The following is a 13,119-nucleotide window of genomic DNA, read 5'->3' as shown; positions in this document are numbered from 1 at the left end:
TAATGAAGATTGGAGATTTGGCGCAGCGCACCGGGATGGCCACGTCGGCGATTCGGTTCTATGAATCCAGCGGTTTGTTGCCGCCGGCCAAGCGCGGCGCCAATGGCTATCGCAGTTATGACGAAGAAACCTTGCAGCGCTTGCTGGTGATTCAGACCGCGCAGCGCCTGGGTTTTTCGCTGGACACTTTGCGTCGCCTGGCCGGCCATCAAGGGCGCGAGATGCCGCATGATTTGGTAATGCAAAGCTTGCAAGAGCGTTTGAGTGAAATCGATGCCATGCAGAACACCTTGGCGACGCAGCGGCAAGAGACCGAGGTGCTGATGCAGCAGTTGCAGGCGCAATGGCAGCAAGGCCGCTGTTTGGAACTCGGCGCAGGCACGCCTTTGGTTGCGCAGACTGTTTGAACACGGCTGACAAGAGGCTTGTTCGTAAAAAGAGGAAGCAAGCTCTTGGATTGGCTGCTTTATTCAAGTCCCCCCGGGCCTCAACATGGGAGGCCCGGGGGGACTTGCCTTGGCCATGGCAGTCGGAGCCTCAGTTTGTCACCGAAAGTGTTTAAGTCCCCTCGGCAATAAGCCGGAAATTTTGTAAAAAGGCCGTTCATGAAACGCATTGCCCTGTTTTTGTTGACCAATCTTGGCGTCATGCTGGTGTTGGGCTTGGCCGTTCACCTCTTGGGCCTGAACCGTTTCCTCACGGCCAACGGCCTCAACCTCACCAGCCTCTTGGGCTTCGCGCTGGTGATGGGTTTTGGCGGCGCCTTTATTTCGCTGCTGATCAGCAAGCCGATGGCCAAGTGGACCGCCGGCGTCAAACTCATCAACGACTCCGGCGACACGACCCATATGTGGTTGGTGACGACCGTGGAGCGCTTCTCTGCCAAGGCCGGCATCAAGATGCCCGAGGTGGGCATTTACGAGGGCCCGCCGAATGCATTTGCGACCGGCGCATTCAAGAACTCGGCCTTGGTGGCGGTGTCGACCGGCCTGCTGCAGTCGATGACGCGAGAAGAGGTGGAAGCCGTTCTCGGCCATGAGATCGCCCATGTGGCCAATGGCGATATGGTCACCATGGCCTTGATTCAAGGCGTTATGAATACCTTTGTGGTCTTCATCTCGCGCGTGATTGGCTATCTGGTCGATAAATTTGTGTTGCGCAATCAGAACGACGGGCCTGGCATGGGCTACTTCATCACCACCATCGTGATGGACATCGTGCTGGGCGTGGTGGCGGCAATGATCGTCGCCTGGTTCTCACGTCAGCGTGAATTCAGGGCCGATGCCGGTGCGGCGCAATTGATGGGCCGTAAGCAGCCGATGATGAATGCCTTGGCCCGGCTGGGTGGGCTGGACCCCGGCGAGATGCCCAAGTCCATGCAGGCGATGGGTATCAGCGCACGGCCCAGCGGCCTGATGGCGCTGTTCTCCAGCCACCCGCCGATGGAGCAGCGCATTGCGCGGCTCCAGCAGGCAACAAACGCTGGCTAATTGACTCGCAGCGGAATCGTCACCGGTCCGTCGTTCAGCAGGCTCACTTGCATATCGGCGCCGAATTCACCGCCGGCCACCACCGGGTGCAGGCCGCGGGCATAGTTGAGGCAATGGTCATATAGGCGCTGGCCCGCTTCGGGCCTGGCTGCGCCGGTGAAGCTGGGCCGATTGCCGCCGCTGCAGTCGGCCGCCAGCGTGAATTGAGAGACGATCAAGAGGCCGCCCCCCACGTCCTGCAGGCTCAGATTCATTTTTCCGGCTGCATCGCCGAAGATGCGCAGCTTCAAAACCTTGTTGATCAGTTTCTCGGCCTGCGCCTCGCTGTCGCCCGGCTCGGCGCAGACCAGCATCAGCAGGCCGGGGCCAATGGCCCCCATGATTTGCCCGGCGACTTCGACCTCGGCGTGGCGCACTCTTTGCAAAATCGCGATCAAAATTCTTCCTTCTTTGGCAGATGAAATGCCGCCTGTGCAGCGGCTCGAATTGTGTCCGCAAGCCCGAGCTTCAGCGCCAGACGCACCCTACAATCCCGCCAGAATTTGTGACTTCACACCCTTGTTTTTGTCTGGATCAGCCATGAAGAACGAAGCCAGCTCGGCCCACAGCACCGATGTCTCCCATATCGCTCCGCGCGAAAAGGCCGAGATCCTCTCGCAGGCGCTGCCCTATATCCGCAAATTTCATGGCAAGACCATCGTCATCAAATACGGCGGCAACGCGATGACCGACCCGGCCCTGCAGCAGGACTTCGCCGAGGATGTGGTGCTTTTGAAGTTGGTCGGCCTGAACCCGGTGGTCGTACATGGCGGTGGCCCGCAGATCGAAGGTGCCCTGACTCGCCTCGGCAAGAAGGGCCATTTCATCCAAGGCATGCGCGTCACCGACGAAGAAACCATGGAAGTGGTGGAGTGGGTCTTGGCCGGCCAAGTGCAGCAAGACATCGTCGGCCTGATCAATGTGGCCGGCGGCAAGGCCGTGGGCCTAACGGGCCGCGACGGCGGCATGATCCGCGCCAAGAAGCTCAAGATGCTGGACAAGGATGACCCGGCCAAAGAACACGATATCGGCCAGGTCGGCGACATCGTCAGCATCGACCCGAGCGTGGTCAAGGCGCTGCAGGACGACCAATTTATTCCCGTCATCAGCCCGATCGGTTTTGGCGAGCACAACGAGAGCTACAACATCAATGCCGATGTGGTGGCCGGCAAGTTGGCCGAAATCCTCAAGGCGGAAAAGCTGGTGCTCTTGACCAACACGCCCGGCGTGCTGGACAAGGCCGGCAATTTGCTGACCGACCTGAGCGCGCGTGAGATCGACGAGTTGTTTGCCGACGGCACGCTGTCGGGCGGCATGCTGCCCAAAATCGCCTCGGCACTGGAAGCGGCCCGGAGCGGCGTCAATGCGGTCCACATCATCGACGGCCGCGTGCCGCATGCGATGTTGCTGGAGATATTGAGTGACCAAGCCTATGGAACCATGATTCGGTCTCACTGAGACTACGAGTGTCTCCGGCATTTTGGGCTGAGCGCTGGGCCGCCAAGGGCCAGAGGCCCTTGGCCTTCGGCAGGCACGAACAGTCCGCAGGGACTGTTCGTGTCCGGCCTCAGCCCGCCGAGCCGGCCCGCGTGGCGATGTGCTTGCCGGTCGAACCGGCAAGCATCGCCGTCCCCTCGGGGGACCGATCAAGGTACTCCTTGAGCGAGGGGTTCCAATGACCCCAGTCTGGTTCTTCGATCTCGACAACACGCTGCATAACGCGTCCGCTCATGTCTTCCGGGCGCTCAATGTGGCGATGACCGATTACATCGAAACCCATGTCGGCGTGCCGCGCGATGAGGCCAACCGCCTGCGCGCGTTGTACTGGCATCGTTACGGCGCGACGCTATTGGGTTTGGTGCGTCACCACGGCGTGCAGCCGGCACATTTTTTGCACCACACCCATCAATTGCCGGGCGTGGACGCCTTGCTGCACGGCCATGCTCATGATCTGGCGGCACTCAAGCGTCTGCCCGGGCGCAAATTCTTGTTGACCAATGCGCCTTTGGCCTATGCCGAACGGGTATTGGCCGTGCTGGGAATTTCGCATTGTTTTGAGGGTGTGATCGCCTTCGAGCAAATGCGTATGTTTGGCCAGTTACGCCCCAAGCCCGATGCGCGCATGTTCCGCCACTTGCTGGCTGGGCTGCAGCTTCGGGCAGGGGACTGTGTGCTGGTGGAAGACACGCTGGTGCATCAAAAGGCCGCCCGTCGGGTGGGCATGCGCACGGTCTGGATGCAGCGCTGGCTGCATCGCTCCCGCAACAATCCACTCGGCCCGGAGGCGCACAAGGGCTTGCGCCGCAGGCCGGTCTATGTGGATAGGCGCATTAACCGGCTCGGTGCCTTGCTGACCATCCCCCCAGTTTGAGGCCTGCATGGACGAGGCGCTGCGCCTAACCTTGCGGTACCGTACAACGTCCGTTTACTCGTTTGCAAACTCAAATCGTGAAGCGCTCATGAGTGTTTTCTCCGTGCTTGTCGTTGAAGATCAGGCCCGCTTTCGCGAGGCTTTCGCGCTTTCGCTGGCGCATGTGGCCGACATCAACTTGCTGGGGCTGGCGCATGATCTGCCGCAGGGCCGCAAGATGTTTGACCAGTACCGGCCGGATGTATTGCTGGTCGATCTGGATCTGCCTGGCGGCAGTGGCATCGATTTGATTCGCCATGCCGCGCAGACGCGGCCCGAGTGCGAGGTGATGGTGATCTCGGTGTTTGGCGATGAGCAGCATGTCTTGGCCAGTATCGAGGCCGGAGCCAGCGGCTATTTGCTCAAGGACAGCCTGGCGCTCGATCTGCCTGAACAATTGCGCAGCTTGCGCTGCGGCGGCAGCCCGATCAGCCCCCTGATTGCGCGGCGTTTGCTCAAACGCTTGGCGCCCACCGCCCATGCGGATCGTGGTACTGGGCCAGCGGCGTCCTTGGACGAAGATGCCGTGGCCTTGTCGGAGCAGGAATCAAAGGTTTTGAATCTGGCCGCCAAGGGCTTCACTTTTGATGAGATCGCCGGCTTTATGGCGGTGTCTCCGCACACGGTGATGACTTACGTCAAACGGGTTTATCGCAAACTGCATGTGCGCTCTAAGGTGGAGGCGATCTATGAAGCGCGCCGCCTGGGTTGGCTGCGGGATTGAGTGTCACGCGGCTGTGCCAGAATCGGCCGCCGGCTGCCGTCATGGGCCGAGCGCTTTCGTGACGCGACAATTTTTGCGAACAACCCCAAGCCGCTATGCCCATGTCAGCTCCAGAGCCAAAACTGAATCTTGTCGCTTCCGCATTGCCCACTGCCGCTGCCACAGCTTCGGCACCGCGAAAGCGGCCGCGGCCGGGTGAGCGCCGGGTGCAGATTCTGCAGACGCTGGCCAGCATGTTGGAGCAGCCGGGCGCTGATCGCGTGACCACCGCAGCTTTGGCGGCCAAGCTTGAGGTCAGCGAAGCGGCCTTGTACCGTCACTTCGCCAGCAAGGCTCAGATGTTCGAGGGCCTGATCGAATTCATCGAAAGCAGCATCTTCACCCTCCTGAATCAGATCAGCGAGCGCGAAGGGTCGGGCCTGCTGCAGGCGCAAAAAATTGTCTCCATGCTCTTGCAGTTTGGCGAACGCAACCCCGGCATGACCAGGGTGATGGTGGGCGACGCCCTGGTGTATGAGAACGAACGCCTGGTGCTGCGCATGAATCAGTTTTTCGATCGTGTGGAGTCAACGCTGCGCCAAGTGCTGCGCAACGCGGCCGAAGCGAAGGGATCCAGCACGCCGACGGTAGACGCCAACGCGCAAGCCTCGGTACTCGTCAGCTTCATCATCGGACGACTGCAGCGCTATGCGCGCAGTGGCTTCAAGCGCAGCCCGATCGAGCAGTTGGACTCGGCGCTGCGCATGCTGCTCAGCTGAAACTCGGGCCCGCTGGGGCTCGCCGCTACACTGGCCAGCCCTTGAAAGCGCGCTGACCATGGACGAATCAATACAAGTTTCCCTGCAGGGTTTTCTGCAACGAGCCGAGTCATTGCTGGCTCGCGTTGAGACCCTGCTGCCGCCTGCGTTGACCGCGCCCGACTGGCAGGCAGCGGCGGCGTTTCGTTACCGGCGCCGGCGCGGTGTGCCGGTGCTGGAGCCGGTGCGGCATGCGGCCAGCATCCGGCTGAGCGAGCTCTTGGAAGTGGACACGCAAAAGCAGCGCTTGCTGCAAAACACCGAGCAGTTTGTGTCCGGCCGCTTGGCCAATAATGTGTTGTTGACCGGCGCTCGCGGCACCGGCAAAAGCTCGTTGATCAAGGCTTGCCTGAATGAATTCGCGCCGCGGGGCCTGCGTCTGATCGAGGTCGACAAGGCCGATTTGGTGGACCTGCCCGATCTGGTGGACTTGGTGGCCGAGCGCCCCGAGCGCTTTGTGATCTTCTGTGACGACTTGAGCTTCGACGAGGGCGAACTCGGCTACAAGGCCTTGAAGTCGATGTTGGACGGGTCGGTGGCGGCAGCCAGCGACAACGTCTTGATCTACGCCACCAGCAATCGCCGCCACCTTTTGCCCGAGCAAATCAAGGACAACCTGAGCTACACCCACCAGCTCGACGGCGAGGTGCATCCGGGCGAGGCGATCGAAGAGAAGATCTCGCTGTCCGAGCGCTTCGGCCTGTGGCTGAGCTTTTATTCCTTTAGCCAGGATGAATATCTGGCCATTGCCGCTCAATGGTTGCGTTACTTCAGCGTGCCCGAGCCGGCGATTGCAGCGTCCCGTCAGCCCGCGCTGGTTTGGGCGCTGGAGCGCGGCTCGCGCTCGGGCCGGGTGGCCTACCAATTCGCCCGCGATTTGGCGGGGCGCGAAGGCTTGGATCATCATGGCTGAGTCGAGTGCTGCAGAGCGTGTGCCGGTCGAGGTGGCGGTAGGTGTGCTGGTCGAGCGTGATGCTGAGGGCCGCGAAGGGCGCTTCTTGTTGACCAGTCGGCCGGTGGGCAAGGTCTATGCCGGTTTCTGGGAATTCCCCGGTGGCAAGCTGGAAGCGGGTGAAACCGTCGAGCAGGCGCTGCGCCGCGAGCTGCATGAGGAGCTCGGCATCGAGATCGGTGCGGCCCACCCCTGGCAAGAGCTGGTGATGGACTACCCGCATGCGCGCGTACGGTTGCACTTTTGCAAGGTGTTCGAGTGGACAGGCGAGTTCGAGATGCGTGAGCAGCAGGCCATGGCTTGGCAAAGCCTGCCGGTGCAGGTGCAGCCGGTCTTGCCGGGCACGATTCCGGTGCTGGATTGGTTTGCCGGCGAGCGGGGCTTTGAGGGGGCGACCCATCTGAGCTGACCCCTCAACTACACTGAAGCTCATGAACTGGTTGGATCAAATCAAGTGGGATGCGGACGGCCTAGTGCCGGTGATCGCGCAGGAGCGGGCGAGCGGGGACGTGGTCATGTTCGCCTGGATGAACCGCGCCGCGCTGGCGCGCACCCAGGAACTCGGGGAGGCCGTGTATTGGAGCCGCTCGCGCGCCAAACTCTGGCACAAGGGCGAAGAGTCCGGCCACACGCAGACGGTGCATGAGATGCGGCTCGACTGCGACAACGACGTGCTGCTGTTGAAAATCACCCAGAACGGCCACCAACCTGGCATTGCCTGTCACACCGGACGGCATTCCTGTTTTTATCAACGCCTGGAGCAGGGCGGCGCGGCGCCGAACTGGCAGGCTGTCGAGCCGGTGCTGAAGAACCCTGAGCAAATTTACAAATGAATGATATTCAGCGCGTCGGCAGTGACAACACCTTGGCCCGCATCGCCGCCGTGATCGAATCACGCAAGCCCGGCAATGGCGGCGACCCCGCCAGCAGCTATGTGGCCAAGCTGTTCGACAAGGGCTTGGATTCGATTTTGAAAAAAATCGGCGAGGAGGCGACCGAAACGGTGATGGCGGCCAAGGACGGTGACCCCCAAAAGCTGCTCTATGAAGTGGCCGATTTGTGGTTTCACTCCATCATCGCGCTGAGCCATTTTGGTTTGAAGCCCGAGCAAGTGCTGGCCGAACTGGCCCGTCGCGAGAGTTTGTCGGGCTTGCAAGAGTTCGCCCAGCGCTCAAAGGCGCAAGAGGAAGAGCCGAATGACTGAAGCCAAGGAGTCGGTGGAGAACGCGGTCGTTTTGGACGGCGCGCGCGAGCGCAGCCTGCACACCGTGGGGGTGCTGAGCTACTTGCTGCATGCCGTGGTGGCGGTGGGGGCGGTGCTGCCCGGCGTGCAGGCCAGCGTCTTTTTGTTGCTGGTGGCTGTGCTGATCGATCTGATCAAACGCGATGAAGCAAAGGGCAGTTGGCAGGCCTCGCATTTCAGCTGGCGCCTACGCAGTGTGCGGTGGGCGGGCGTGCTCTATGCGTTGACCAGCCCCTTGTTCTTGCTTCTTTTTGTGCCGGGCTGGATAGCTTGGGCCCTGGTGTCGATCTGGTTTCTGTATCGCATCGTGCGCGGCTGGACAGCGATGAATGGCGGCCGGGCGATGCCGACTTGATCTGAGCACTGTGATTGTTTGACCCCCAAAACGAGTCTCCTGCCATGCCACACGACCCCAATTGCCTGTTCTGCAAAATCATCGCCGGCCAGATCCCCAGCCGCAAGGCTTACGAGGATGAGTTGGTGCTGGCCTTTCATGACATCCACCCTTGGGCGCCGGTGCATGTGCTGATCGTGCCCAAGCAGCACATCGCGATGATGAGCGATTTGGGGCCTGAGCATCAGCTATTGCTGGGCCATATGGCGGTGCTGGCGCCCAAGCTGATGCGGGAACTGGGCGTGACGAATGGCTTTCGCACCGTCATCAACACCGGCCCCGATGGCGGCCAAGAGGTCTACCACCTGCATATGCATGTGATGGGTGGGCCGCGCCCTTGGTTGAAAGGCTGACCAAGCATTTAGCAAGCTTTGATCTGTGACATCGTCATATGTCACCCTGGGGCGATTTGTCATGTGGCCCAACTAGAATGCCAAGATTGTCTGTAGGAGTTGAATAATGGGTTCGTTTAGTATTTGGCACTGGCTGATCGTGCTGGTGATTGTGGTGTTGGTGTTTGGCACCAAAAAGCTCAAGAACATCGGCAGCGATCTGGGCGGTGCCGTCAAGGGCTTTAAAGATGGCATGAAGGACGGTGGCGCAGACGCGGCCCCGACGTCGACTGCCCCTGCGCAACAAGTCACCAGCAACAAGACGGCCGACAGCAACACGGTTGACGTCGAGGCCAAGACCAAGTCTTGATGGACTGCCGGTCTGACGCTGCATGATTGACTTCGGATTTGACAAGCTGGCGCTGATTGGCGCAGTGGCTCTGATCGTCATCGGTCCCGAGCGCCTGCCAAGGGTGGCGCGTACCGTCGGGCATTTGATCGGGAAGGCACAGCGCTATGTGTCTGACGTCAAGGCCGAGGTGAGCCGCTCGATCGAGCTCGAAGAGCTCAAAAAAATGAAGACCGAGATGGAAACGGCCGCTCGCGATGTGGGGCAGGCCGTTCAGCAAGAGGTGGACGGTGCCAATCAAGCGTTCGCGCAGACCTGGTCCGATCTCGGCGACAACAGCATTGGAGGCGACCTTGGCAGCCATGCTTACGAGGGTAACTCCTTTGGCGCCACGGCTTACAAGCGGCCCAAGAAGAACTGGCGCTTGAAGCGAGGAGCTACGCCGCAGTGGTACAAGCAGCAGCTCGGCGTGCGCAGGCATGCGCAGTCCGGTGCCGCGCGGGTTGCTCGTTATCGCCCTGCAGGCGCCGCGTTACGTCGTTCGACCCCACCTTGAATCAAGCCAGATAACGACGACCCCATCGCATGAGCAATGACAGCAAACCGGACGATGAACTCGCCGGCACGGAACAACCCTTTGTCTCCCACCTGATCGAACTGCGTGACCGCTTGGTGCGGGCGTCGATTGCCGTGGCGATTGCCTTTGGTGTCTTGGCCTTTTTCCCCGGTCCCTCGGCCCTGTACGACATGCTGGCCGCGCCGCTGGTCGCGCAGTTGCCGGCCGGCTCGACGCTGATCGCCACGAATGTGATTTCGCCTTTTTTGGTGCCTTTGAAGATCACCTTGATGGCGGCCTTTTTGATCGCCTTGCCTATCGTGCTGTACCAAATCTGGGCTTTTGTGGCGCCTGGCCTGTACTCGCATGAAAAACGTCTGGTGCTGCCCTTGGTGTTTTCCAGCACCGTGCTGTTCTTCATAGGCGTGGCGTTTTGCTACTTCTTCGTGTTCGGGCAGGTTTTCAAATTCATCCAGAGCTTTGCGCCCAAAAGCATCACCGCAGCGCCCGATATCGAGGCCTATCTGAGCTTTGTGATGTCGATGTTCATCGCCTTCGGCGCGGCATTCGAGGTGCCGGTGGTGGTGGTCTTGCTGGTCCGCATGGGTTTGGTGACGGTCGAGAAGTTGCGCGAGTTTCGCGGCTACTTCATCGTCCTGGCCTTCGTGATTGCCGCCATCATCACGCCGCCCGATGTGGTGTCGCAGCTGGCGCTGGCGATACCGATGTGCATCTTGTATGAGCTTGGCGTCTTCGCGGCCGGCTATTTCAATCAATACTCCAAGGCGCCGGACGAAGGCACCTGAGTCCTTGCGCTCAGCGCTCGCCGCCCGGACCCTCTAGCTGCTGAACCTGCGTCGGTGGCTTGGGCCGCTGCCCGATCATCACTTCGATCTCCATCTGCCGCTCGCCGCGCTGAACCGCCAGCGTCGCCGGCTTCAAGGGCGGTAGCGCGGCCACAGCCGCCAGCAATTGAGCCGGGCTTTGCACGGCGGTGCCTCCAACCTTGGTCAACACATCGCCTGGCTTGACGCCGGCCTTGGCGGCCGGTGCATTGGCCAGCACGCCGCTGATCAGCACGCCCGACACCAGCGGCAGCTTGAAGGCTTCGGCGAACTCGGGCGTGAGCTCACGGGTTTGCACGCCTATCCAGCCCCGAGCGACCTGACCGTCACGCAGCAAGGCGTCCATCACCAGGCGCGCCGAGCTGATGGGAATGGCGAAACCGATGCCGAGGCTGCCGCCGTTGCGCGAGTAGATGGCGGTGTTGATGCCGACCAAATTGCCGTCCACATCGACCAGCGCACCACCCGAGTTGCCGGGGTTGATGGCCGCATCGGTTTGAATGAAATTCTCGAAGGTGTTGATGCCCAGCTGACTGCGCCCAAGGGCGCTGACGATGCCCGAAGTCACCGTCTGCCCGACATTGAAGGGGTTGCCAATGGCCAGCACCACATCGCCGACCTGAAGGCTGTCGGCCGTGCCAAGGTGGATCACGGGCAGGCGCTCGAGCTCGATCTTCAGCACCGCCAGATCGCTTTCAGGGTCGGTGCCGACCAGCGCGGCGCGCGCTTGGCGGCCATCGGTCAACATCACCTCGATGTCGGACGCGCCCTCGACTACATGGTTGTTGGTCAGTAAATAACCGTCGGCCGAGACGATCACGCCCGAGCCCAGGCCAGTTTGCGGGCGCATCGCCTCTTTGCCTCGACCGCGTTGACCGAAGTGGAACCTGAACCAGGGGTCTTGGGCTTCGCTATTGCGCGGCGGCGCCTTGCTGGCCGTGATGCTGACGACTGCGGGCGCGGCGCGCCGGGAGGCCATGCTGTAGCCGGCGCGCTGGCCGCTGCTGGCTGCGGTGGCGGGCGGGTAGGCGGCGGACAGGGCTGCTTGATTGAAGGCGGGCAAGTTGGCGCTCGCGGCCGGGCGCAGCCATTCGGGCTTGAGTGTGCTCAGCACAAAAAGAATGGCCATCGCCACGGTCGTGGTCTGAGCGAAAATCAACCAAAGCTTACGCACTCTCAAAGTCTCCCTATGCCTCAACGCCACGTCATCGATCTCCATCTGAAACGCCTGCTGGAGGTCGACCGGTTCAAGGATTATGGGCCGAATGGCTTGCAGGTCGAGGGCCGGTCTGAGATTCGGCACATCGTCTGCGGGGTCACCGCCAGCCTGGGCCTGATCGAGGCCGCGATCGCCGCCGGCGCCGATGCGATTTTGGTCCACCATGGCTTGTTCTGGCGCGGCCAGGATGGTCGCGTCACCGGCTGGATGAAGCAGCGCCTGGCGCGCTTGTTGGCAGCCGATGTCAATTTGTTTGCCTATCATTTGCCGCTGGATGCGCACGCCGAATACGGCAATAACGCGCAACTCGGACGGCTGATGGATTGGCAAGCGGATGCGCGTTTTGGCGAGCAAGACTTGGGTTTTGCGGGCAGTCTCGCTGCACCCCAAAGCCTGCTCGAATTGAGCTCGCATCTGGAGCGCCAGTTGGGGCGGACGGTGCTGGCTGCTCCCGGTGATGGTCGCCCCTTGCGGCGGCTTGGCTGGTGCTCGGGTGGCGCGCAGAGCTATTTCGAGGCGGCCATCGCGGCCGGCGTTGATGTGTTTGTGACCGGTGAAATCTCCGAGCCGCAAGCCCATTTGGCGGCCGAGACCGGGGTGGCTTTTGTAGCCGCCGGTCATCATGCGACCGAGCGCTATGGCGTGCAGGCCCTGGCCGCTCACCTGGCGAGCGAGTTGGGCGTGACTCAGCAATTTATCGATATTGCGAACCCGGCATGAGCAAGGTACAGGCGAATAAGCGGGTCTTGGTCACCATGGGTGATCTGTGCGGCATTGGACCGGAGATTGTCGCCATGGCGCTGGGCCGTCCGGAGCCGGGCATGGTCGCGCAGCTCTGTGTGGTCGGCGATGTTGCAGTGATGCGCCGCGCGATGACTTGGGCGGGCGTGCAGCGGCCTTTGCTGCGCCTGACTTCACTGCAAGAGTTGGGCGATCTGCCGCCGAACTGTGTGGCGGTATGGCAGCCCGAGGGCTTGCCCCAGGGGCTGCTGGATTGCGCCATCGGGCAGATTGATGCGAAGGCGGGCGCGGCAGCTGCCCTGTGCATCGAGGCGGCTGTGGGTGCCATACAAGCGGGCTCGGCCGATGCCTTGGTGACGGCGCCCATCCACAAGGAGGCCTTGCATGCGGCAGGCATAGGCTATCCGGGCCACACGGAGATGCTGCAGGCGCTGGCTGCCGGCGGCGGCGCAGCGCTGCCCGTGCGCATGATGTTGGCCAATGATGAGTTGCGGGTGGTGTTGGTGACGATTCACTGCGCGCTGCGGCGCGCCATCGACTTGATCAATGCCGACCGCGTGCTGGAAACCTTGCGGATCGCGCAGGCGGCGTTGCTGCGTTTCGGCATCGCCGCGCCGCGCATTGCGGTGGCCGGATTGAATCCTCACGCGGGTGAGGGGGGCTTGTTCGGAGATGAAGAAATTCTGCATATTGCGCCGGCCATTGCGCGGGCGCGTGCAGAGGGTCTAGACGCCACTGGCCCGTTCGCGCCCGACACCGTGTTCATGCGCGCACGCCACAGCGCCGCGCACCCGGGCGAGTTCGATGTGGTGGTGGCCATGACCCATGACCACGGGCTGATCCCGGTCAAGTACCTGGGCGTTGAGCAAGGCGTCAATGTGACCTTGGGCCTGCCTTTTGTGCGCACCAGCCCGGATCATGGCACCGCCTTTGATTTGGCCGGCAGCGGCCGTGCCGACCCCGCCAGCTTCAAGGCGGCGCTGCGCATGGCTTGCCAGTTATTGCCCTGAACGGGCTGCGCGCTGACC

The 13,119-nt window shown here is 61.7% G+C and carries 19 protein-coding genes; 17 read left to right on the top strand and 2 right to left on the bottom strand.

What is annotated here, in order from left to right; genetic code table 11:
• Positions 1-2 precede the first annotated feature (2 nt).
• Complete coding sequence (locus LNV08_RS15070; protein WP_263534543.1) at positions 3-407, top strand: MerR family transcriptional regulator; 405 nt, start codon at positions 3-5, stop codon at positions 405-407.
• A gap of 198 nt (positions 408-605) precedes the next feature.
• Positions 606-1,490 carry a protease HtpX gene (gene htpX, locus LNV08_RS15065; RefSeq protein WP_263534542.1) on the top strand — a complete coding sequence of 295 codons (885 nt, stop codon included), beginning with the start codon at positions 606-608 and terminating at the stop codon, positions 1,488-1,490.
• Here the strand turns inward: htpX and dtd are convergent.
• A complete protein-coding gene (dtd, locus tag LNV08_RS15060) occupies positions 1,487-1,927 on the bottom strand; it encodes a D-aminoacyl-tRNA deacylase (protein WP_263534541.1) in 441 nt (146 codons plus the stop codon). The two genes, htpX and dtd, sit on opposite strands and share 4 nt — an antisense overlap.
• Before the next feature lie 142 nt (positions 1,928-2,069).
• Between dtd and argB the strand changes: the two genes are divergently transcribed.
• The 13 genes from argB (at position 2,070) to tatC (ending at position 10,092) form a co-directional block, all read left to right on the top strand.
• Positions 2,070-2,987, top strand: a complete 918-nt coding sequence (gene argB / locus LNV08_RS15055) for an acetylglutamate kinase (protein WP_263534540.1) — start codon at positions 2,070-2,072, stop codon at positions 2,985-2,987.
• Between the two features lie 217 nt (positions 2,988-3,204).
• Entirely contained in the window at positions 3,205-3,900 is a 696-nt protein-coding gene (locus LNV08_RS15050; protein WP_263534539.1) for a pyrimidine 5'-nucleotidase, read from the top strand.
• Positions 3,901-3,988: 88 nt separating this feature from the next.
• A complete protein-coding gene (locus tag LNV08_RS15045) occupies positions 3,989-4,663 on the top strand; it encodes a response regulator (RefSeq protein WP_263534538.1) in 675 nt (224 codons plus the stop codon).
• A 95-nt stretch (positions 4,664-4,758) separates the two neighbouring features.
• On the top strand, positions 4,759-5,421 hold the full coding sequence (gene slmA / locus LNV08_RS15040) for a nucleoid occlusion factor SlmA (RefSeq protein WP_414858750.1): 663 nt from the start codon (positions 4,759-4,761) through the stop codon (positions 5,419-5,421).
• Positions 5,422-5,479: 58 nt separating this feature from the next.
• On the top strand, positions 5,480-6,373 hold the full coding sequence (locus tag LNV08_RS15035; RefSeq protein WP_263534536.1) for an ATP-binding protein: 894 nt from the start codon (positions 5,480-5,482) through the stop codon (positions 6,371-6,373).
• Positions 6,366-6,821, top strand: a complete 456-nt coding sequence (locus tag LNV08_RS15030) for an NUDIX domain-containing protein (protein WP_263534535.1) — start codon at positions 6,366-6,368, stop codon at positions 6,819-6,821. The genes LNV08_RS15035 and LNV08_RS15030 overlap by 8 nt, the downstream gene beginning before the upstream one ends.
• 13 nt (positions 6,822-6,834) lie before the next feature.
• Positions 6,835-7,245 (top strand): phosphoribosyl-AMP cyclohydrolase, encoded by a 411-nt coding sequence (hisI, locus tag LNV08_RS15025; RefSeq protein ID WP_263534773.1) that lies wholly within the window; start codon positions 6,835-6,837, stop codon positions 7,243-7,245.
• Positions 7,242-7,616, top strand: a complete 375-nt coding sequence (locus tag LNV08_RS15020; protein WP_263534534.1) for a phosphoribosyl-ATP diphosphatase — start codon at positions 7,242-7,244, stop codon at positions 7,614-7,616. Before hisI ends, LNV08_RS15020 begins: the two co-directional genes overlap by 4 nt.
• Positions 7,609-8,010 carry a DUF4870 family protein gene (locus LNV08_RS15015; protein ID WP_263534533.1) on the top strand — a complete coding sequence of 134 codons (402 nt, stop codon included), beginning with the start codon at positions 7,609-7,611 and terminating at the stop codon, positions 8,008-8,010. The genes LNV08_RS15020 and LNV08_RS15015 overlap by 8 nt, the downstream gene beginning before the upstream one ends.
• A 44-nt stretch (positions 8,011-8,054) precedes the next feature.
• A complete protein-coding gene (locus LNV08_RS15010) occupies positions 8,055-8,402 on the top strand; it encodes a histidine triad nucleotide-binding protein (protein ID WP_263534532.1) in 348 nt (115 codons plus the stop codon).
• A gap of 106 nt (positions 8,403-8,508) precedes the next feature.
• Positions 8,509-8,751: a Sec-independent protein translocase subunit TatA gene (gene tatA, locus LNV08_RS15005; RefSeq protein ID WP_263534531.1), complete on the top strand. Its 243-nt coding sequence runs from the start codon at positions 8,509-8,511 to the stop codon at positions 8,749-8,751.
• A gap of 22 nt (positions 8,752-8,773) precedes the next feature.
• Positions 8,774-9,286 carry a Sec-independent protein translocase protein TatB gene (gene tatB, locus LNV08_RS15000; RefSeq protein WP_263534530.1) on the top strand — a complete coding sequence of 171 codons (513 nt, stop codon included), beginning with the start codon at positions 8,774-8,776 and terminating at the stop codon, positions 9,284-9,286.
• Positions 9,287-9,315: 29 nt separating this feature from the next.
• Positions 9,316-10,092, top strand: a complete 777-nt coding sequence (gene tatC / locus LNV08_RS14995) for a twin-arginine translocase subunit TatC (RefSeq protein ID WP_263534529.1) — start codon at positions 9,316-9,318, stop codon at positions 10,090-10,092.
• 10 nt (positions 10,093-10,102) lie between these two features.
• Here the strand turns inward: tatC and LNV08_RS14990 are convergent, their stop codons facing one another.
• Positions 10,103-11,305 carry a trypsin-like peptidase domain-containing protein gene (locus LNV08_RS14990; RefSeq protein WP_263534528.1) on the bottom strand — a complete coding sequence of 401 codons (1,203 nt, stop codon included), beginning with the start codon at positions 11,303-11,305 and terminating at the stop codon, positions 10,103-10,105.
• 15 nt (positions 11,306-11,320) lie between these two features.
• On the opposite strand from LNV08_RS14990, the gene LNV08_RS14985 reads away from it, so the two are divergent.
• A complete protein-coding gene (locus LNV08_RS14985) occupies positions 11,321-12,070 on the top strand; it encodes a Nif3-like dinuclear metal center hexameric protein (protein ID WP_263534527.1) in 750 nt (249 codons plus the stop codon).
• Positions 12,067-13,101, top strand: coding sequence for a 4-hydroxythreonine-4-phosphate dehydrogenase PdxA (gene pdxA, locus LNV08_RS14980; RefSeq protein WP_263534526.1), 1,035 nt, complete (start codon positions 12,067-12,069; stop codon positions 13,099-13,101). Before LNV08_RS14985 ends, pdxA begins: the two co-directional genes overlap by 4 nt.
• Positions 13,102-13,119 lie beyond the last annotated feature (18 nt).

Source organism: Paucibacter sp. TC2R-5, assembly GCF_025717605.1.
In the GTDB taxonomy this organism is placed as follows: Bacteria; Pseudomonadota; Gammaproteobacteria; order Burkholderiales; family Burkholderiaceae_C; genus Paucibacter_A; species Paucibacter_A albus.
This window is presented reverse-complemented; position numbering and strand designations above follow the sequence as displayed.